The following is a 20283-nucleotide window of genomic DNA, read 5'->3' as shown; positions in this document are numbered from 1 at the left end:
GCATGACCGGCTCGCGCGCCCTGCGGCTGTGGCACACCGCCCGCCATCTGAAGCCGGTGCAGGTCTACGGCCGTCTCTGGTTTCGTCTGCATGTGCCGCGCCCCGACCTGTCGCCCGCGCCGGGCCTGCGCGCGATACCAGGACCGTGGCAGCACCCCGCCGCGCGGCGCCCGTCGCTGAGCGGGCCGCACAGCTTCTTGTTCCTCGGCCAGACCGGATCGCTTGACGAGATCGGCTGGGATGGCCCCGCGCGCGAAAAGCTCTGGCGCTACAACCAGCATTACTTCGACGACCTGACCGCGCTCGGCTCGGCCGACCGCGTGGCATGGCATACCGGATTGCTGGCGGATTGGGTGGCGTCGAACCCGCCCGGCACCGGCACCGGATGGGAGCCATACCCCACCTCGCTTCGCCTCGTGAACTGGGTGAAACGGGCGCTTGGCGGGCAGCCCCTGCCCGAGCCCTGCCGCCAGAGCCTCGCCGTTCAGGCGCGCTGGCTGATGCGGCGGCTGGAGCGGCACCTGCAAGGCAACCACCTTTTCGCCAATGCCAAGGCGCTGGTGTTCGCGGGGGCCTTTTTTGAGGGCCCCGAGGCGGCGCGCTGGCTGCAAACCGGCCTTGGCATCCTGCGCCGCCAGATCCCCGAGCAGATCCTGCCGGACGGCGGCCACTTCGAACTGGCCACGATGTACCACGCGCTCGCGGTCGAGGATGTGCTCGACCTGGTGAACGTGCTGACGGCCGGCGGCATTGCCACCGGCCCGGTGGCGGGCGACATGCTGCGCCAGTGCCGCGCGGTGGTGCCGGGGATGCTGCGCTGGCTTCGCACCATGACGCATCCTGACGGGCGCATCGCGTTCTTCAACGACGCGGCCTTCGGCATCGCCCCCGACGTGGCCGAGATCGCGGCCTACGCGGCGCGGCTGGGCTTCGGCGCGGCGGTTGACCCCGGCGCCCTCGCCTGGCTGGCCGACAGCGGCTATGCCCGGCTGTCCGCAGGCCCGGCCGTGCTGCTGGCGGACCTTGCGCGGATCGGGCCGGACTATCTGCCCGGCCATGCCCATGCCGATACTCTGTCGTTCGAACTGTCGCTGTTCAGCCAGCGGGTCATCGTCAACTCCGGCACCTCGCTTTACGGCAGCAGCGCCGAGCGGTTGCGCCAACGCGGCACGGCGGCCCACAGCACGGTCACCCTGGGCGGTGCCGACTCGTCCGAGGTCTGGGGCGGCTTTCGCGTCGCCCGCCGGGCGCGGCCTTCCGGTCAACGCGTCGTCGTCGCGTCCGATGGGGCGCTGGTCGCCGAAGCCGCGCACGACGGCTACCGGCGCCTTCCCGGCGCACCGCTGCATCGTCGACGCTGGACGCTCTCGCCCGGCGCGCTGGCGGTGGAGGACGAGGTGACATCGCCCGCTGCGGCCGAGGCGCGGTATCACCTGGCCGCCGGTGTGATCGCCACCCTTGCCAGCGAGCGGGAAGGCACCATCGTGCTTCCGACTGGCGCGGTGATCCGCTGGGCCTCCGAAGGCGGGGCCGTTCGGCTGGACCAGTCAACCTGGCACCCGGAATTCGGGCAGAGTATTCCGACCACATGCCTTGTCGTCCCGCTGGCCGGTGGCCGTGCCCGGCTAACCCTGACCTGGACCTGACCGAACTGGACCCGACCGCGTGCACATCCTTTTCCTGACCGACAATTTCCCGCCGGAATCGAACGCTCCGGCCAATCGCACGTTTGAACATGCCCGCGAATGGGTCGCCGCCGGTCACGCCGTGACGGTGATCACTTGCGCGCCGAACTTCCCCGACGGCAAGGTCTTTCCCGGCTACCGCAACCGGCTCTGGCAAAGCGAAGTGATGGCGGGCATCCGGGTGATCCGGGTCTGGACCTACATGACGCGCAACGAGGGTTTTGCCCGGCGCATCCTCGACTATCTCAGCTACATGGGCATGGCGTTCCTTGCGGCCTTCGGGGTGCGCAAGGTCGATGTCGTGGTCGGCACCTCGCCGCAGTTCTTCACCGCTTGCGCGGCCTGGGCGACAGCCGCCGTCAAACGCCGCCCGTTCGTGTTCGAGCTGCGCGACATCTGGCCCGAATCGATCCGGGCCGTCAGCGGCATGGGGTCGTCGCGGCTGCTGGACGGGCTGGAAAAGGTCGAGCTGTTTCTCTACCGCCGCGCCGCCGTCGTGGTCTGCGTCACCCATGCCTTCGTCGAGAACCTTGTCTCGCGCGGCATTCCCCGCGACAAGCTGCGGGTGGTCACCAACGGCGCCGATATCGCCCATTTCGACCCGCGCCCCAAGGACGAGGCCCTGCTGGACCAGCTCGGCCTTCGGGGCCGGTTCGTCGCGGGCTATATCGGCACGCTCGGCCTCGCGCATGGGCTCGACACGCTGCTGGATGCCGCAAGGCTGCTGGCTGCCCGACCGGACGGCGAGGCGGTTCGCCTGTTCATCCTCGGCGATGGCGCCGAACGGGCCGCGATCAAGGCGCGGATCGAAAGCGAGGGCCTGCACAACGTGCTGCTGCTGGACCGTGTCCCACGCGATCAGGTGGCGCGCTACTGGTCGATTCTCGACGTCGCGATCATTCACCTGCGGAAATCCGAGCTGTTCAAGACGGTGATCCCCTCGAAGCTGTTCGAGTGCATGGCGATGGGAATCCCGGTGCTGCACGGTGTCGAAGGCGAGTCGGCCGAGATCGTCACCCGCACTGGTGTCGGCGTTCTGGTTGAACCCGGCAATGCCCAGGCGATGGCGGACGCGCTGGGCAGGCTGCTGCACGATCCGCAGGGGATGGCAGCAATGCGCGCGGCGGGGCCGCTTGCCGCCCGCGAATACGACCGGAAAACCCTTGCAGATAAAATGCTTGACGTCTTGAAGAGCGCCAGGAGGCGGTGACGGTTGGGCGGCCGCAGGAGGTCGACGGATTCCAACCCACACCGCCGCCGGGTTTGCCGACGGTCAGACGCGCGATGATCAGCGGGCCGGGTGATCGCACCCGCCCGCGTCCTTGTCAGCCGCATGCGGCACGGCCTGACGCCAACACTGGCAAAACGGCTCAACCATCGCACACCATCGCATCGGGAGTCGGCCGCAGGAAAGCCGATCATGCCCACGCCGACCCCCTGTGCGGTCGCATCAGCGGGTGTTCCGGCCGGGCAACGTAGCGTCTTGCAATGGTAAGCATCTCAATGGCCTATTCCCAAGCCATTGAGATCACATGTCAAGCCAGCTTGCCGTGGCAGTGCTTGAACTTGTTGCCGGAACCGCAGGGGCAGGGGTCGTTGCGGGCGGGGGTGCCCCAGGTTGCCGGGTCGTTCTCGTCGAAGCCCGCGACCAGGGGCACGAGGGCCGCACCGGCGCCAACGGCTTCCAGCACCGGCGCAGGGGCCGGGGTGGGGATCGGGGCCGCGGTGGCCTGCTGTTGGGCGATGTACTGGCGCATCATCGCTTCCTGCTCTTCAGCGGTCAGCGGGCGCACCTGGGCCAGCCGCTGCGTGACATCGACGCGCAGCGCGTTCAGCATCGATTCGAACAACTGGAACGCCTCGGTCTTGTATTCGTTCAGCGGGTCGCGCTGGGCGTAGCCGCGGAAGCCCACCACCGATCGCAGGTGTTCCAGCGTCAGCAGGTGGTCGCGCCATTTGGCGTCGATGGTTTGCAGCAGCACCTGCTTTTCGATCGAGCGCATCGTCTCGGACCCGAAGGCCGCAGCCTTCTCGTCGGCGAATTTGTCCGAGGCCGCGCAGATGCGGTCGCGGATGGTGTCGCGGTCCACGCCCTCTTCGGCCGCCCAATCGGCGATCGGCAGGTCGAGCGCGAGCCGGGTGACCAGCGCCGCGTGCAGCCCCTCGGTATCCCACTGGTCGGCGTAGGTCTTGGGCGGCATGAAATCCTCAAGCTGATCGTCGACCACCTGATGGCGCATGTCCTGCACCACGTCCGACAGATCCTCGGCCTCCATGATCTCGCGGCGCTGGCCGAAAATGACCTTGCGCTGGTCGTTCATCACGTCGTCGAACTTCAGCAGCTGCTTGCGGATGTCGAAGTTGCGGCCTTCAACCTTGGCCTGCGCCTTTTCCAGAGACTTGTTCACCCAGGGGTGCACGATCGCCTCGCCTTCCTTCATGCCCAGCTTCGACAGCACCGCATCCAGCCGTTCCGAGCCGAAGATGCGCATCAGGTCGTCTTCCAGCGACAGGAAGAACGATGACCTTCCCGGGTCGCCCTGACGGCCCGAGCGGCCGCGCAACTGGTTGTCGATCCGGCGGCTTTCGTGCCGCTCGGTGGCAAGGACGTAAAGCCCGCCAGACGCCAGAACCTTGGCCTTGTCCACCCCGTGTTCGGCCTCGATGCGTTCGCGCAGCGCCGCAGGATTGGCCGTGGGGTCGGCGTCGAGCGCCTCCATCACCTGCATCTCGACGTTGCCGCCAAGCTGGATGTCGGTGCCGCGACCGGCCATGTTGGTGGCGATGGTCACCGCACCGAACTTGCCCGCGTCGGCGACGATCTTGGCTTCCTGTTCATGCTGGCGCGCGTTCAGCACGTTATGCGTGATACCCGCCTGCTTCAGCAGTTCCGACAGGAATTCCGATTTCTCGATCGAGGTGGTGCCGACCAGCAGCGGCTGACCCTTCTCGTGCGCGGCCTTGATCGCCTTGACGATGCCATCGTATTTCTCGCGCGCGGTGCGGTAGACCTGATCGTGTTCGTCTTTCCGGTCCACTGGCCGGTTGGTCGGAATCTCGACCACGCCAAGCTTGTATATCTCGGCGAATTCCTCGGCCTCGGTCAGCGCGGTGCCGGTCATCCCGGCCAGCTTTTTGTAAAGGCGGAAATAGTTCTGGAAGGTCACGCTTGCCAGCGTGACGTTCTCGGGCTGGATCGCGACATGTTCCTTGGCCTCGATCGCCTGATGCAGGCCTTCCGACAGGCGGCGGCCCTTCATCATGCGGCCGGTGAATTCGTCGATCAGCATCACCTCGCCCTCGCGGACGATATAATCCTTGTCGCGCGAATAGAGCTTGTGCGCCCGCAGCGCCTGCGTGACGTGGTGCACGATGGTGGTGGATTCCGGGTCGTAAAGCGACTGGTCCTCGGGCAGGATGCCCGCCTCGTGCAGGCGAACCTCCATGAACTCGTTGCCCTCTTCGGTGAAGGTCACGCTGCGCTGCTTTTCATCCAGCTTGAAGTGTTCCGGCAGGATCTCGGGGATCAGCTTGTCGATCGTGACGTAAAGCTCCGACCGGTCCTGGCTCGGGCCAGAGATGATCAGGGGGGTGCGCGCCTCGTCGATCAGGATCGAGTCGACCTCGTCGACAATGGCGTAGAAATGTTCGCGCTGGCTCATCTCGGCCAGTTCGGCCTTCATGTTGTCGCGCAGATAGTCGAAGCCCAGTTCGTTGTTGGTCGCATAGGTGATGTCGGCGCGGTAGGCCGCGCGCTTTTCGTCATCGGGCTGGAACGGGTAGACCACGCCGGTTGTCAGGCCAAGATGGCTGTAGACCTTGCTCATCCAGTCGGCGTCGCGTTTGGCCAGATAGTCGTTCACCGTGACGATATGCACGCCCTTGCCCGCCAGCGCGTTCAGATAGGCCGGGAAGGTTGCGACCAGGGTCTTGCCCTCGCCGGTCTTCATTTCGGCGATGTTGCCCTGATGCAGGAAGATGCCGCCCATCAGCTGCACGTCGAAGGCGCGCAGACCCAGCGCCCGCCGCGCCGCCTCGCGGCAGTTGGCGAAGGCTTCCGGCAGCAGGTCGTCCAGGCTCTCGCCCTTGGCGACACGTTCCCTGAACTCGGCCGTCTTCTGCTTGATGCCGTCGTCCGAAAGCTTCTGGAACTCCGGCTCCAGCGCGTTGATCTGCTCCACCACCGGCCGGGTCGCCTTTACCTTGCGGTCGTTTGGCGTGCCGAAGGCCTTCTTGGCGAGAGTTCCGAGCCCGAGCATGTTATCTCCGAAAGGTCGTTCCTGACAGCATCGTGTGAGGCTTTGCCTTGCCCGCCCGCGCCGCCTTGCCTAGAAGGGCTTGGCAGAACCGGCGCCGTTGCTCACACGACGTGAGCGATGTAAGCGGCTGCCGGAAGAGTGTCAACGTCGCCAGGCCGCGCGACCGCAGCAGGAGTTAGCCTAGATGTCGAAACTGACGCAATTGTGCCTTGGCGCGGTCCTCGCGCTGGGCCTTGCATCCCCGGCGCTGGCCGGTGGCACCACCGCCACCGTGACGGACACCACCGCGGCCCCGGCTGCCCCGGCGGTGGATGCGAACGGCAAGCCAGTGACCGCCGATACCGTGGTTGCCACCGTGAACGGCACCAAGATCACCCTGGGCGAGATGATCGCGATGCGCAGCCAACTGCCCGCGCAATACCAGCAGCTGCCGAACGACGTGCTGTTCAAGGGCATCCTCGACCAGTTGATCCAGCAGACGACGCTGGAACAGTCGGTCGAAAAGACAGTGTCGAAGAAAGACGCGCTGGGGCTGGCGAACACCAAGCGGGCCTTCCTTGCCAATGTCGCGCTGACCGCAGTCACCGACGCGGCCGTGACGGATGCCGCCCTGCAGGCCGCCTATGACGCGAAATATGCCAACGTGGATCCCGGCGTCGAATACCACGCCGCGCATATCCTCGTGCCGTCCGAACAGGAAGCCAAGGACATCAAGGCCAAGCTCGACGCGGGCGGCGACTTTGCCCAACTGGCCAAGGACAATTCCAAGGACGGCTCGGCGCAGGATGGTGGCGATCTGGGCTGGTTCGGGGTCGGCATGATGGTGAAGCCGTTCGAGGATGCCGTGGTGGCGATGAAGCCCGGCCAGGTTTCCGACCCGGTGCAGACCCAGTTCGGCTGGCACATCATCAAGCTGGAGGAAACCCGCCCGGCCAAGAAACCGGCGCTGGCCGACGTCAAGGATGACCTGTCCAAGCAGATCGAGCAGGACGCCGTGACGGCGAAGATCAAGGAACTGACCGACGCCGCCAAGATCGACCGTCCCGATACCGGGATCGACCCGTCGGTGTTGCAGAACGCGGCGTTGCTCGACAAGTAAACGCAGGACCGGGGGGCGGAGATGGCCAAGGAAAAGTCGGCGGACTGGAAGGCGGAAGCCAAGGAGCTTCGTGCGAAGCTTGGCAAGCTGCGCAAGCGTCTGAAGGAAGAACCCGCCCCCGTTCCGGCCACTGCCGCCGCCCCGGTCAAGGCGGCCAACCCCGTGTCGCCGCTCGCCCCGGCGGGCGGCTTCCCGGCGCTTCCGATCATCGGCGGCGTGTCGTTCGCCGCGGTTGAGGCCGGGGTGCGTTACAAGAACCGCAAGGACGTGACGCTCGTCCGTCTGGCCCCCGGCACCGCCATCGCCGGGGTCTTCACCCGCTCGTCCACCCGCGCGGCCTGTGTGCTCGATTGCCAGGTGAAACTGGCCACCAGGACGCCCGCCACCGATCAGGGCGCGGCCATCGTGGTGAACTCCGGCAACGCCAACGCCTTTACCGGCGCGGGCGGACAAGCGGCAGTGGACCGCGTCACCGGCGCCGTCGCCGCGGCGCTGGGGATTCCGGCTGCCCGCGTGTTCTCCTCCTCCACCGGCGTGATCGGCGAGCCGCTGCCGGATGACCGCATCACCGTGAAAATCGGCGCGCTGACGGAAGCCCTGAGCGAAGACGCCATCGAGATGGCCGCCCGCGCGATCATGACCACCGACACTTTCCCGAAAGGCGCCAGCGCCGAAATCGCGGGCGAGGGCGGGCCGATCCGCATCGCGGGCATCGCCAAGGGCTCGGGCATGATCGCGCCCGACATGGCGACGATGCTGGTCTACATCTTCACCGACGCCACCATTTCGCCCGTGAACCTGCAAAAGATGCTGTCGCGCAACGTCGATGACACGTTCAACGCGATCACCGTGGACAGCGACACCTCCACCTCCGACGCGCTGATCCTGGCCGCCACCGGCAAAAGCCCGGCCGCCCCGATCACCACCCTGCGCAGCAAGGTCGCCCGAAGCTTCGAGGCCGCGTTGCGCGGCGTGATGATGAACCTGGCGCACCAGGTCATCCGTGACGGCGAAGGCGCCACCAAGTTCGTGGAGATTCGCGTCACCGGCGCCGTCGACGCCGCCGATGCCCACAAGGTCGCAATGGCGATCGCCAACTCGCCACTGGTCAAGACGGCGATCGCGGGCGAAGACCCGAACTGGGGCCGCATTGTCGCCGCTGTCGGCAAGTCCGGCGCGGCGGCCGACCGTGACCGTCTGACGATCCGCTTCGGCGACATCCTGGTGGCCGAAAACGGCTGGCGCGCGCCCGACTACCATGAGGAAGAAGGCGCTGCCCACATGAAGGGGCAGGAGTTGCTGATCCAGGTCGACCTCGGCCTTGGCAGCGGCGCCAGGACCGTGTGGACCTGCGACCTGACGCATCGCTACATCGACATCAACGCCGACTATCGGTCGTAATGCCTAAGCAATCGCAGGAAAAGTGGGAACCGGTTTTCCGTCCGGGATTGCGCAAATGAAGATCGTTCTGGTTTCGGCCGTCGCACTGATCGACGTGGATGGGCGTGTGCTGCTGGCCCAGCGCCCGCCCGGCAAATCGCTCGCCGGGCTGTGGGAGTTTCCCGGCGGCAAGGTCGAACCGGGCGAAAGCCCCGAGGCCGCGCTGATCCGCGAACTGCGCGAGGAACTGGGCATCGAGACCTGGAAAAGTTGCCTCGCGCCGCTGACCTTCGCCAGCCACGCCTATGACGATTTCCACCTGCTGATGCCCCTTTTCGCCTGCCGCAAGTGGGAGGGCACGCCCCACCCGCAAGAGGGGCAGGTGCTGAAATGGGTGCGCGCCGCCGACCTGCGCGACTACCCGATGCCGCCCGCCGATCTGCCGCTGATCCCGATCCTGCGCGACTGGCTGTAGCGCGATTTTGCGCTTTGCCATGAGGCTGGGCGTGTCTTGGAAACAAAATGTCAAAATCAGGGCAAAAAAGTGGTGATTTGGAAATCACTTCACGGTAGCGTCACATTTGTTGAGGACTCGAACAGGGAAGATCAAATGCTGCGCACCATCACGATCGGAAGCTGCGTTTCTGTGCAAGGGATGTTCATCCGCCAGATGGATGACGGGAAAATCGCTGTTTGCGTGGGCGAAAAGACCTACGTCGGCTATCCGGTCGGTCGCCGCGCCGCCTGAGCCTGCGCGATCGGCATCCGGTCACGCGAATCGCGCATGAGAAAGGCCGGGGGGCTCGCGCCCTCCGGCCTTCTGTCTGTGCCCTCGGGCCGTATCAAGCGAGCTTGCGCTCGATCTCTTCGCGCTCGAAGATTTCGATGACATCGCCGGGGCGAATGTCTTCGTAGTTCTCGAAGGCCATGCCGCATTCCTGACCCGAGATGACTTCCTTCACCTCGTCCTTGAAGCGTTTCAGCGTCTTCAGCGTGCCTTCATGGATCACCACGTTGTCGCGCAGCAGACGCACACCCGCCGACCGGCGCGCCACGCCTTCGGTGACAAGGCAACCCGCCACCTTGCCGATGCCGGAGACCTTGAAGACCTCCTTGATCGCGGCGTAGCCGATGAAGGTCTCGCGGATCTCGTTCGACAGCAGGCCGGAGGCCGCCGCCTTCACGTCATCCACCAGATCGTAGATCACCGAGTAGTAGCGGATTTCCACGCCCTTCTGGTTCGCGCTGGCCCGTGCACTGGCGTTGGCCCGCACGTTGAAGCCGATCACCGGGGCATGGCTGGCTTCCGCCAGGCCGATGTCGGTGTCGGTGATCGCGCCGACGCCCGAATGCAGCACACGCACCCGAACCTCGTCATTGCCGATCTTCTCCATCGCCTGAACGATCGCCTCGGCAGAGCCCTGCACGTCGGCCTTCACGATGATCGCCAGTTCGGCGACGTTCTTGTCGGCCTTGGCCTTCGCCATCAACTGTTCCATCGTCGTGGCGGCGCCGGCGGCGGCGCGCTTGTCGCGGGTCGCCTTCTCGCGGTAGTCGGCGATCTCGCGCGCTTGCGCCTCGGTCTCGACCACGTTCAGCACATCACCGGCGGCCGGCGTGCCGTTCAGGCCCAGCACCTCGACCGGAACCGAAGGGCCGGCCTCGTCGATGCGCTCGCCCTTGTCGTTGATCAGGGCGCGCACCTTGCCCCACTGCTCGCCGACAACGAAGATGTCGCCTTTGCGCAGGGTGCCGTTCCGCACCAGAACGGTCGCCACCGGACCACGGCCCACGTCAAGCTTGGCCTCGATCACCGCGCCAAGTGCGGCGCGATTCGGGTTGGCCCGCAGGTCGAGCAGTTCGGCCTGCAACGCGATCGCTTCCAGCAGCTTGTCGAGGCCCTGTCCGGTCTTCGCCGACACTTCGACGTCAAGCACATCGCCCGACATCGCTTCCACCACGACCTCATGCTGCAACAGGTCGGTGCGCACCTTCTGCGGGTTCGCCTCGTACTTGTCGATCTTGTTGATCGCCACGATCATCGGCACCTTGGCTGCCTTCGCATGGGCAATCGCTTCGATCGTCTGCGGCATCACGGCGTCGTCGGCCGCAACCACCAGCACCACGATATCCGTCACCTGCGCGCCACGCGAGCGCATCGAGGTGAAGGCGGCGTGGCCCGGCGTGTCGAGGAAGGTCAGCACGGCCCCGTTGTCGGTCGTCACCTGATAGGCACCGATGTGCTGGGTGATCCCGCCCGCTTCGCCCGACACCACGCTGGCGTGACGGATCGCGTCCAGGAGCGAGGTCTTGCCGTGATCGACGTGGCCCATGATCGTGACGATCGGCGGACGCGGGGTCCGGTCGGCGTCGATGTCCTTGGCCTGCTCGATCACCTGCTCGACGTCGGAATCCGACACGCGCACGGCGCGGTGGCCGAATTCCTCGATCACCAGTTCGGCGGTATCGGCGTCGATGGTCTCGTTCATCGTGACCATCAGGCCCATCTTCATGAGCGATTTGACCACGTCACCGACCCGTTCGGCCATCCGGTTGGCAAGTTCCTGCACCACGATGGTTTCCGGCAGTTGCACGTCGCGCACCTGCTTTTCGGGCTTCAGGTTCATGCCCATCGCCTTCTGGCGGGCCCGTTCCTGCTTGCGCTTCATCGCGGCAAGGCTGCGTTGCCGCCCGCCCTCACCTGCCAGCGCCTCGGTCAGCGTCAGCTTGCCGACACGACGGACGTCTTCCGTCTTGGCCTTGCCGCGGCCCGCGCCATCCGCGCCGCGGTCATCGCGTTCACGGTCGGTCTTGCGCGGGTTCGACGTCGGTTTGGGCGCGGTGCGGGCATCGGTCGGCTCGCCCGACACTGCCGGAGCGGCCGGGGCGGGCTTGCGCGCCGCCGGGGCCGAAGCCTCTTCGGTGCGGCGCTTGGCGCGCGCGTCGGCTTCGGCTTCGACCGCCTTCAGGCGGGCCTCTTCCTCGACCTTCAGGCGTTGCGCCTCGACCTGGGCGCGTTCTTCGCGCTCCCTCGCGTCGATCTCGTCGCGCTTGCGCTGACGTTCCTCGTCACGGGCTTTCTCGTCTGCGGCGCGCGCGATGGCGTCATCGGCCTCGCGGGCACGGGCGGCCTGCACCGCCTTCAGGCGGCGCTCCATCTCGGCGTCGCTGATCCCGGCCGGCCGCTTGGACGGATCGCCCAGATGCGTCGCGGTGCCCGGCGTGGGCTGGCCCGCCGGTGCGCCGGGTTTCGGCACCACCACGCGCTTGCGCTTCGTCTCGACGACGACGCTCTTGGTGCGCCCGTGGCTGAAGCTTTGCTTCACTTGCCCGGATCGCGCCCCGCCAAGCCCGAGGGGTTTCTTGCCGTCTGTATCGCTCATGCGTCTTTCGTATCCTCTGCGGTGGCCGTGCCACCGATCCGCTCGCGCAATCCGGCGAGCTTTGCCGCTTCCTCTACAACACGGGTTGCGAGTCCACCAGCGGCAAGCGCGCCGTGTATCGCATGTTCGCGGGCGAAAGCCAAACCCATTTCCTGCGCGGTCAAACAGCCGATAAAGCCGTTCTTTCGCTCAGGTGGGTGCAACTTCGACTTGCCCCGCTCCGACCCGTCCGATGCCTGGATCAGGACCACACAGCGGCCCTTCGTCAGCCAGTCCTTCACTTTCTCGTAGCCTGTCACCGCGTCGCCCGCCTTGCGGGCCAGCGAGAGAAGGTCCACCACGCGCCGCGCCTGTGCCGCCTCGACCTCGTCGGCCAGCGTCTCGGACACCTTCACCGGTTGCTTGGCGGCGCGGGCGAAAAGCCCCTTCTTCGCCGCCTTCGTGATCGCCGCGCGGTTGGCCGTGACCCAGAGGCCCCGGCCCGGCAGGCGGCCCAGCACATCGGCCACCACCTGCCCCTCGGGGCCCACGACGAAACGGATCAGCCCCGCCTTGGGCTGAACCTCGCCGGTGACGATGCAGCGCCGCTCGGGTCCGTCGGTCTCGATCTCGGCGCCGCCGCGCGTCATGGTCCGGTCCTCCGGCTCAGGCTTCGTCGTCCTCGGTCTCTTCCTCGTCGCCGTCGGCAGTCAGCGCCGCCAGTTCCGAGGGGTCGACCCAGCCCAGCATCACGCGCGCCGTCATGATCAGGTGCTGCGCTTCCTCCAGGCTCATCTCGAACTTCTCAAGGACGCCTTCGTCCTTCTTGCGCTCGCCGTGCACCGTGGTCCAGCCGCCGGCCAGTTCCCAGTCGGCGCAGGTGGCGAAATCTTCCAGCGTCTTCACGCCATCCAGCGTCAGCGCCTCGACCATCTGCGGGGTCAGGCCCTCGAAGTTGATCAGGCTGTCCTCGGCGCCCAGTTCGCGGGCGTGTTCCAGCGCCTTGCGGGTCTGTGCTTCGAGGTGATCGCGGGCGCGGGCCTGCAATTCCTCGGCCGTGCCCTCGTCGAAGCCGTCGATCGACAGCAGTTCGTCCATGTCGACGTAGGCCACTTCCTCGAGGTTGGTGAAGCCTTCCGACACCAGCAACTGCGCCATCATCTCGTCGATGTCGAGCGTGTCGATGAACAACTGCGTGCGCTCGGCAAACTCGGCCTGACGGCGCGCGCTTTCCTCGGTTTCGGTCAGGATGTCGATGTCGAGCCCGGTCAACTGGCTGGCCAGCCGAACGTTCTGGCCGCGGCGGCCAATGGCGAGCGAGAGCTGTTCATCCGGCACCACCACCTCGATCTTGCCGGCCTCTTCGTCGATCACGACCTTGGACACCTCGGCGGGCTGCAGCGCGTTGACAAGGAAGGTCGCCTGATCCTGGTTCCACGGAATGATGTCGATCTTCTCGCCCTGCAACTCGTTCACCACGGCCTGCACACGGCTGCCGCGCATCCCCACGCAAGCGCCGACCGGGTCGATCGAGTTGTCGTAGCTGATCACGGCGATCTTGGCCCGGCTGCCCGGATCGCGCGCCACGGCCTTGATCTCGATGATGTTGTCGTAAATCTCCGGCACTTCCATCTTGAACAGTTCGGCCATGAACTGCGGGTCGGTCCGGCTGAGGAACACCTGCGGGCCGCGGGCCTCGCGGCGCACATCCTTGATGTAGGCGCGGATGCGGTCGTTCGGGCGGTAGCTTTCGCGGCCGATCTTCTCGTTGCGGCGCAGGATCGCCTCGCCACGGCCGATGTCGACGATGATGTTGCCGTATTCCTCGCGCTTGACCTGACCGTTGATGATGGTGCCCTTGCGGTCCTTGAATTCCTCGTACTGGCGGTCACGCTCGGCTTCGCGGACCTTCTGGAGGATCACCTGCTTGGCTGACTGCGCCGCGATCCGGCCCATCTCGACCGGCGGCACCTCGTCGATGACCTCGTCGCCGACCTTCGGCTCGGCAAGGAATTTCTTCGCCTCGGCCACCGTCAACTGCGACTGATGGTTCTCGATCGCCTCGTCCGCCATCACCGTGCGCACACGGGTGAAGGTCGCGCGCCCCGTCTTGCGGTCAATGTGGACGCGGATGTCCAGCTCGGCGCCGTAACGCGACTTGGCGGCCCGCGAGAGGCTGTCTTCCATCGCCTGGATCACCAGATCCGGGTCGATCATCTTTTCGCGCGCGACCGCTTCGGCGGTCTGCAACAGTTCAAGCTGGTTGGCAGAGGTAATCGCCATCGTTCTCTCCCGGGGTCAGTGTTTTGTCTCGGGGGCGTCGTCCGACGTGTCGTCGTCCTCGCCCGCCTCGGTTTCTTCAATCTCGTCGAACTGGCTTTCGTCGATCACGCCCGCCGCCTTGCGCTGCCGCAGCATCTCGGAAATCAGCTCATCCGTCAGGATCAGCTTGGCATCGCTCAGCCAGTCGAACTTCAGCCCGATGGTGACGGCCTCGCCGCCCTCCTCGATCTCGATCAGCACCTCGTCATCCTCGGTGCCGGCCAGCGCGCCCTTGAAGCGGCGGCGGCCGTCGATCAGTTCGGTGGTCTCGATGCGGGCCTCGTAGCCGTCCCACATCGCGAAATCCTTCAGCCGCGTCAGCGGCCGGTCGATGCCGGGCGACGACACTTCAAGGACGTAGTTTTCCTCGATCGGGTCTTCGACATCCAGCACGGCCGAAACGGCGGTGGAGATCGTCGCGCAGTCGGCGACCTCGATCCCGCCCTCGGGCCGGTCGGCCATGATCTGCAGGATGCGGGTCTTGCCGCCCATCAGGCGGATGCGCACCAGTTCGAACCCCAGCCCTTCGATGACGGGGGAAACGATTTCGGCAAGGCGCCGGTCGATGGCGGATTTGGCAATCAGGTCGGTCATGGGGTCCAAAAAACAAAAAACGGGCGCGCGGCCCGTCATTCCTGCCGGTGGAGCTTCGAGTGTGGACCTCAAAGCGCCGCTGTTGAAGGCCATATAGGCCAAGGACGCCGAGTCTGCAAGGCTCGAATAGCCTAAGCCCGCAGCGGCTTGACCTCCGGGTTGTTGCGCGCGACCCAGAGGTTCAGCGCCCCGGCCACCGTCACCCAGGCGAGATAGGGCGCCACCAGCAGCCCGGCGACCCAATCGAGCGGCCAGAACGTCACCAGCATCCCCGCCACCGCGATCCACAGCCCCGCCATCGCGATCAGCGAGCCCTTGAGCCGCCGCAGGCCGAAGAACATTGGCGACCAGATCGCGTTGAAGGCGATCTGCATCGCCCAGAACGCCATCGCCATCGCATTGCCGGGTTGCACCGCCACCCGTGAGGCCGCGACCGAACTGGCGAGGTAAAGCAACGTCCAGACCACCGGGAACATCCAGCGTTTGGGCACCCATGTCGGCTTCTTCAGCCCCTCATACCACTGGCCCGGCAGGAACATCGCCCCGGTCGAGGCCGCCGCCGCCGAGGCGGCGAGGAAGATCAGAAAAAGGTCCAGATGCATCGCGCCCTCCATGCCTGCGTCTCATCTAGGTGCTCTCGGCAAGGGTTCCAAGCGGCGATCGACGCGCGCTAGAGTCGCTCGATCGCCAGCGCGATGCCCTGCCCGCCGCCGATGCACATGGTGATCAGCGCGCGCCGCCCGCCCGTCCGTTCCAGTTCGTAAAGCGCCTTTACCGTCAACAGCGCCCCGGTCGCGCCGACCGGATGGCCCAGCGCGATGGCGCCGCCGTTCGGGTTCACCTTGGCCGGATCGAAGCCCAGTTCCGCCGACACCGCCAGCGCCTGCGCGGCAAAGGCCTCGTTCGACTCGATCACGTCGAAATCCGCCACTGTCAGCCCGGTCCGCGCCAGAAGCGCCCGCACCGCCGGAACCGGACCGATCCCCATCACCTCTGGGCGCACTCCCGCATGGGCATAGCCCACGATGCGCGCCAGCGGCTTCAGCCCAGCGCGCTCGGCCGCATCGGCGCGCGCCAGCACCAGCGCCGCCGCACCATCGTTGATGCCGCTGGCATTGCCCGCCGTCACCGTGCCGCCCTTCTGGAACACTGCCTTGAGCCCGGCCAGCGCCTCGGCACTGGTCGCCTTGGGGTGCTCGTCCTGCGTGAAGGCAACCGGCCCCTTCCGGGTCTGCACCTCCACCGGCACGATCTGGCCAACGAACCGCCCTTCGGCAATCGCCCGCGCCGCCCGCACCTGGCTTTCCAGCGCAAAGGCATCCTGCGCCGCGCGGCTGACGCCATGTTCGCGCGCCACATTCTCGGCCGTGACGCCCATGTGCCCGGTGCCGAACGGGCAGTTCAGCGTGCCCAGCATCATGTCCAGCACAGCCACGTCGCCCATCTTCTGGCCCCAGCGCGCGGCGGGCACGATGTAGGGCGACCGGCTCATGCACTCGGCGCCGCCCGCCAGCGCGAAATCGGCGTCGCCCAGCATCAGCGCCTGCGCCGCCGACACGATCGCCTGCGCGCCGGACCCGCACAGCCGGTTCACGTTCATCGCGGGCACCGAATCGGGCACCCCGGCCTGCATCGCGGCGACCCGGCTCAGATACATGTCCCTGGGCTCGGTGTTGATGACATGGCCGAAGACCACATGGCCGATCTGCCCGCCCTCGACTCCGGCCCGTTCCAGCGCGGCTTTGGCTGCCACGGTGCCAAGGTCGGTCGGCCGCACCCCGGCGAGCGCGCCGCCAAAGGTGCCGATGGCGGTGCGCGCGCCGGACAGGATCACGATGTCGGTCATGTTGTCTCCGGATTGAAATGGTCGGGGTGGGCGGCCTGCACCGCCGGAATATTCAGCAGCCTAGCCTCGATCGCCGCGCACCGCCGCCATGACGTCACGTCCAGCCCCCAGCGCCGCGCGTTGTACATCTGCGGCACCAGGCAGATGTCGGCCAGGCTCACCGCGTCGCCGTGGCAGAACCGCCCGGTTGCCGGATCGTCCAGCATCTGCTCCAGCGCCGCCATGCCGCGCCCGATGAATTTCGCCATCCACGCCTCGGTGGTGATCGCCCCATGCGAGCCTTCCACCGCGAAGCGCGCGACCGAGGAATTGCAGACGGGGTGAATCTCCATCGCCACCGCATAGGCCAGCGCCCTGACCCGCGCGCGGCCGCCCGGATCGGCGGGCAGGAAGGCCGCGCCGCGCGTTTCATCAAGGTATTCCAGAATCGCCACCGACTGCGTCAGCATCAGCCCGTCGATCTCCAGCGCGGGCACCAGCCCCTGCGGGTTGCGCTTCAGATGCGCCTCGCCCCGGTTCGCGCCGGTCAGCAGGTCCACCGCGACCGTCTCGAACGCCACGCCCGCCAGCCCCAGCCCGATCCGCACCCGGTAACTGGCCGAAGACCGCCAGTAGTCATACAGCACCGTCACTCCGCGCCCTCCGCGATCCGCGCCAGCGCCCGCCGCAGCCCGTCACCATCGGGCCCCAGCGTCGTCAGCAAGTCCGCCTGATAGGTTTCCGCCACCGGCACGATGCGGGCGAACAACGCCCGCCCCGCTTCGGTCAGCCGCATGTCCAAGAGCCGCTTGTCGGCCGCATTGCCGCGCTTTTCGACATAGCCCGCCGCCTCCAGCCGCGCCGCCGCCCGGCTGACCTTGGACTTGTCCATGTCCACCCGCGCCTCGACGTCACGCACGCTGACCGTGCCCGCCTGCGCGAGTTGCGCCAGCACGCGCCATTCCGGGATGCTGATGCCGAACTCCGCCCGGTAGCGTTCGGCAAAGCCGCGGCTGACCTTGGCCGCCGCCACGGCGAGTTGATAGGGCAGAAAGCTGCCAAGGTCGAAGTCCGGCACCGGCCCGCTCCGCTGATCGTTGCACGCGTCATGACTGCATGGGAAGGCCGCCCCCTGCAACCCCACGCGCGCGGCCCTCACTGGCGATTGACGCCGCCATGAAACCTGCCAAACCGTTGCCGTCACCGCCACCCGGAGGTCATCCTGCGCCGCCCTGCCAATGCCGCCCTGCTGATCGCGGGGCACATGAGTCTCATCCTGATGGGCGCCGGGCAGGCGCTCTACGGCCCGGCGCTGCCGATCTATGCACATGCGTTCGGCATCAGTCCGGCGACAGCGGGGCTCCTGATCTCGGCGCATTGGGTCGGCGCGCTGGCCGCAGTCGCCGGGCAGATGGCCAATATCCGCTTCACGGCGCGCCACGCGCTGTTGTTGCTCGCCGCCGGGGCCGCGCTGCTGGCGGTGCAGGGGGCCTGGGTGGTGATGCTGGCGGGCGCCATGCTGCTGGGCGCGGGCTACGGGCTGTGCGCCACGATCTACAATCGCCGCTACCTGACCGAATTCGGCGCCCGTGGCCCGGCGATGGTGGGGGTCGTCAATGCGGTCTTCGGGATCGGCGCGATCGCCTCGCCGCTGTTGCTGGTCGCCTACGGCAATTCCCCGCGCCTTGTCTTCGCGCTGGTCGCGCTGCTGGCACTTGCGGTGCTGCCCGCGGCCCGGCCCGCGCCTGCCGGGCCGCCCTCAGCCGACGCGCCGCTGAGGTTCCGGCCCGAACTGGTGCTGGCGGCGCTGGCGATCGGCTGCGAGTCGTCGAACATCGGCCTCGGCCCTACAGGCCTCGTCGGCCGCGCCGTGGACGAGACGACCGCCGCCACCCTCGCTTCGGCCTTCTTCGCGGCCTACCTCATCAGCCGTGTCACGCTTTACTGGATCGCGCCGCGCGTGCCCGCCGTCGTGCTGTTGCGCGTGGCGATTTCCGGCATCTGCGCCGCCTCGCTCGCCGCGACACTCGGGGCCGCCGGGCCGGGTTATGTCGCCGCCGGGTATTTTACCGGCATCATCTTCCCCTCGCTTTTCGTCGTGACCTCGGCCGCGATGGGCGACAGCCAGCGCGCGACCTCCACCATCATCGCCGCCGGTCTGGTCGGCGGCATCGTGGCCCCCGCGCTGCTGGGCGGCCTGCTGGCCGGCCTCGGCATGGCGCAATTCTTTCCGGCGATGGCGATCTATGCCGGGCTCGTGCTGCTGGCCAGCTTCGCGCTGATCCGCCGTCCCGCTTGACATCGTTGCACTTGCAACGATATATTGCGGTGCAACGTCGGTGTGTTTTCGGTGCAAAATCGGTGCGAAATCGGTGACCCGCTTTTTCCCTCCGCCCGGCCCAAGGAGCGCCCCATGACCCCGCAGGAACCGCCCCGCGCGCCCGGCCCGAACGCGGGTTACATGCCCGGATTCGGCAATGATTTTGAAACCGAGGCCCTGCCTGGCGCACTGCCGCAGGGCCAGAACAGCCCGCAGAAATGCGCCTATGGCCTTTATGCCGAACAACTGTCCGGCACCGCCTTCACCGCCCCCCGCGGCCAGAACGAACGCACCTGGTGCTACCGCATCCGCCCCTCGGTCAAGCATGTCCATCGCTTTGAAAAGATTGACATTCCACTTTGGAAATCCGCGCCCAACGTGATCCCCGACGTGATCTCGCTCGGCCAGTATCGGTGGGATCCGGTCCCGGTCGGAACTGCGCCGCTGACCTGGCTGACCGGGATGCGCACGATGACGACGGCGGGCGACGTCAACACCCAGGTGGGCATGGCCAGCCATATCTACCTCGTCACCCGCTCGATGGAAGATGAGTACTTCTTTTCCGCTGACAGCGAGCTTCTGGTTGTTCCGCAGGAAGGCCGCCTCAGGTTCTGCACCGAACTTGGCGTGATCACCCTCGAACCGCGGGAAATCGCGATCATCCCAAGGGGCTTGGTCTACCGCGTCGAGCTTCCGGAGGGCCCGGCCCGCGGCTTCATCTGCGAGAACTACGGACAGAAGTTCACATTGCCGGGCCGCGGCCCGATCGGCGCCAACTGCCTGGCCAACCCACGCGATTTCAAGACTCCGGTCGCCGCCTTCGAGGACCGCGAAACCCCCTCGCGCGTCATCATCAAGTGGTGCGGCCAGTTCCACGAAACCCGCATCGGCCACTCACCGCTCGACGTCGTCGCCTGGCACGGCAACTATGCCCCGCTGAAGTACGACTTGCGCACCTACTCGCCCGTCGGCGCGATCCTGTTCGACCATCCGGACCCGTCCATTTTCACCGTGCTGACCGCGCCCTCGGGGCAGGAGGGCACCGCCAACATCGACTTCGTGCTGTTCCGGGAACGCTGGATGGTTGCCGAACATTCGTTCCGTCCACCGTGGTATCACAAGAACATCATGTCGGAACTGATGGGCAACATCCACGGCGTCTACGATGCGAAACCCAAGGGCTTCGCGCCGGGCGGCCTGAGCTTGCACAACATGATGCTGCCCCACGGCCCCGACCGCGCCGCCTTCGAGGGCGCCTCGAACGAGGTCTTGCACCCGGTGAAACAGGGCGACACCATGCAGTTCATGTTCGAGACCCGCTTCCCTCAACACCTCACCGAATTCGCCGTGCGCGGGGCGCCCCTGCAGGACGACTACATCGACTGCTGGGCGAGCCTGGAGAAGAAGTTCGATGGCACGCCGGGGGTCAAGTAGCGG

General features: G+C 66.7%; 17 protein-coding genes. 8 read left to right on the top strand and 9 right to left on the bottom strand.

Annotation, left to right across the window (positions count from 1 at the left end; all coding sequences use genetic code 11):
- Window positions 1-2: 2 nt before the first annotated feature.
- Window positions 3-1646, top strand: a complete 1644-nt coding sequence (locus tag AC11WY_RS13110; protein WP_482926183.1) for a heparinase II/III family protein — start codon at window positions 3-5, stop codon at window positions 1644-1646.
- Window positions 1647-1665: 19 nt separating this feature from the next.
- Window positions 1666-2895: a glycosyltransferase family 4 protein gene (locus tag AC11WY_RS13105; RefSeq protein ID WP_482926181.1), complete on the top strand. Its 1230-nt coding sequence runs from the start codon at window positions 1666-1668 to the stop codon at window positions 2893-2895.
- Between the two features lie 325 nt (window positions 2896-3220).
- On the opposite strand, the gene secA is transcribed toward AC11WY_RS13105, so the two are convergent.
- Window positions 3221-5944, bottom strand: coding sequence for a preprotein translocase subunit SecA (gene secA, locus AC11WY_RS13100; protein ID WP_482926179.1), 2724 nt, complete (start codon window positions 5942-5944; stop codon window positions 3221-3223).
- Between the two features lie 184 nt (window positions 5945-6128).
- Here secA and AC11WY_RS13095 point away from each other — a divergent pair, with 184 nt between their 5' ends.
- The 4 genes from AC11WY_RS13095 to AC11WY_RS13080 all read left to right on the top strand — a co-directional run bounded on the left by AC11WY_RS13095 (window position 6129) and on the right by AC11WY_RS13080 (window position 9171).
- The gene (locus tag AC11WY_RS13095) at window positions 6129-7043 is read left to right on the top strand and encodes a peptidylprolyl isomerase (protein ID WP_482926177.1); all 915 of its coding nucleotides are present in this window, start codon (window positions 6129-6131) and stop codon (window positions 7041-7043) included.
- A gap of 21 nt (window positions 7044-7064) precedes the next feature.
- Entirely contained in the window at window positions 7065-8444 is a 1380-nt protein-coding gene (argJ, locus tag AC11WY_RS13090) for a bifunctional glutamate N-acetyltransferase/amino-acid acetyltransferase ArgJ (protein WP_482926175.1), read from the top strand.
- Window positions 8445-8499: 55 nt separating this feature from the next.
- A complete protein-coding gene (locus tag AC11WY_RS13085; protein WP_482926173.1) occupies window positions 8500-8898 on the top strand; it encodes a (deoxy)nucleoside triphosphate pyrophosphohydrolase in 399 nt (132 codons plus the stop codon).
- 135 nt (window positions 8899-9033) lie between these two features.
- Window positions 9034-9171 (top strand): hypothetical protein, encoded by a 138-nt coding sequence (locus AC11WY_RS13080; protein WP_482926171.1) that lies wholly within the window; start codon window positions 9034-9036, stop codon window positions 9169-9171.
- A gap of 94 nt (window positions 9172-9265) precedes the next feature.
- On the opposite strand, the gene infB is transcribed toward AC11WY_RS13080, so the two are convergent.
- From infB to AC11WY_RS13040, 8 genes are all read right to left on the bottom strand, one after another.
- Complete coding sequence (infB, locus tag AC11WY_RS13075; protein ID WP_482926169.1) at window positions 9266-11806, bottom strand: translation initiation factor IF-2; 2541 nt, start codon at window positions 11804-11806, stop codon at window positions 9266-9268.
- Entirely contained in the window at window positions 11803-12435 is a 633-nt protein-coding gene (locus tag AC11WY_RS13070; RefSeq protein WP_482926167.1) for an RNA-binding protein, read from the bottom strand. Before AC11WY_RS13070 ends, infB begins: the two co-directional genes overlap by 4 nt.
- A 16-nt stretch (window positions 12436-12451) precedes the next feature.
- On the bottom strand, window positions 12452-14068 hold the full coding sequence (nusA, locus tag AC11WY_RS13065) for a transcription termination factor NusA (protein WP_482926165.1): 1617 nt from the start codon (window positions 14066-14068) through the stop codon (window positions 12452-12454).
- A gap of 15 nt (window positions 14069-14083) precedes the next feature.
- Window positions 14084-14701, bottom strand: a complete 618-nt coding sequence (rimP, locus tag AC11WY_RS13060; protein ID WP_482926163.1) for a ribosome maturation factor RimP — start codon at window positions 14699-14701, stop codon at window positions 14084-14086.
- A 131-nt stretch (window positions 14702-14832) separates the two neighbouring features.
- Entirely contained in the window at window positions 14833-15303 is a 471-nt protein-coding gene (gene tspO, locus AC11WY_RS13055) for a tryptophan-rich sensory protein TspO (RefSeq protein ID WP_482926161.1), read from the bottom strand.
- Between the two features lie 68 nt (window positions 15304-15371).
- On the bottom strand, window positions 15372-16547 hold the full coding sequence (locus AC11WY_RS13050) for an acetyl-CoA C-acyltransferase family protein (RefSeq protein WP_482926159.1): 1176 nt from the start codon (window positions 16545-16547) through the stop codon (window positions 15372-15374).
- Window positions 16544-17179, bottom strand: coding sequence for a maleylacetoacetate isomerase (gene maiA / locus AC11WY_RS13045; RefSeq protein ID WP_482926157.1), 636 nt, complete (start codon window positions 17177-17179; stop codon window positions 16544-16546). The genes AC11WY_RS13050 and maiA overlap by 4 nt, the downstream gene beginning before the upstream one ends.
- A complete protein-coding gene (locus AC11WY_RS13040; protein WP_482926155.1) occupies window positions 17176-17604 on the bottom strand; it encodes a MarR family winged helix-turn-helix transcriptional regulator in 429 nt (142 codons plus the stop codon). Before AC11WY_RS13040 ends, maiA begins: the two co-directional genes overlap by 4 nt.
- A 186-nt stretch (window positions 17605-17790) precedes the next feature.
- On the opposite strand from AC11WY_RS13040, the gene AC11WY_RS13035 reads away from it, so the two are divergent.
- Both AC11WY_RS13035 and hmgA read left to right on the top strand, forming a co-directional pair.
- A complete protein-coding gene (locus AC11WY_RS13035) occupies window positions 17791-18825 on the top strand; it encodes an MFS transporter (protein ID WP_482926153.1) in 1035 nt (344 codons plus the stop codon).
- Between the two features lie 114 nt (window positions 18826-18939).
- Window positions 18940-20280 carry a homogentisate 1,2-dioxygenase gene (gene hmgA, locus AC11WY_RS13030; protein WP_482926151.1) on the top strand — a complete coding sequence of 447 codons (1341 nt, stop codon included), beginning with the start codon at window positions 18940-18942 and terminating at the stop codon, window positions 20278-20280.
- Window positions 20281-20283 lie beyond the last annotated feature (3 nt).

Source organism: Solirhodobacter sp. (assembly GCF_964715405.1).
Note: the sequence above shows the minus strand (reverse complement) of the source record. Positions and strands in the feature narration are given on the sequence as shown.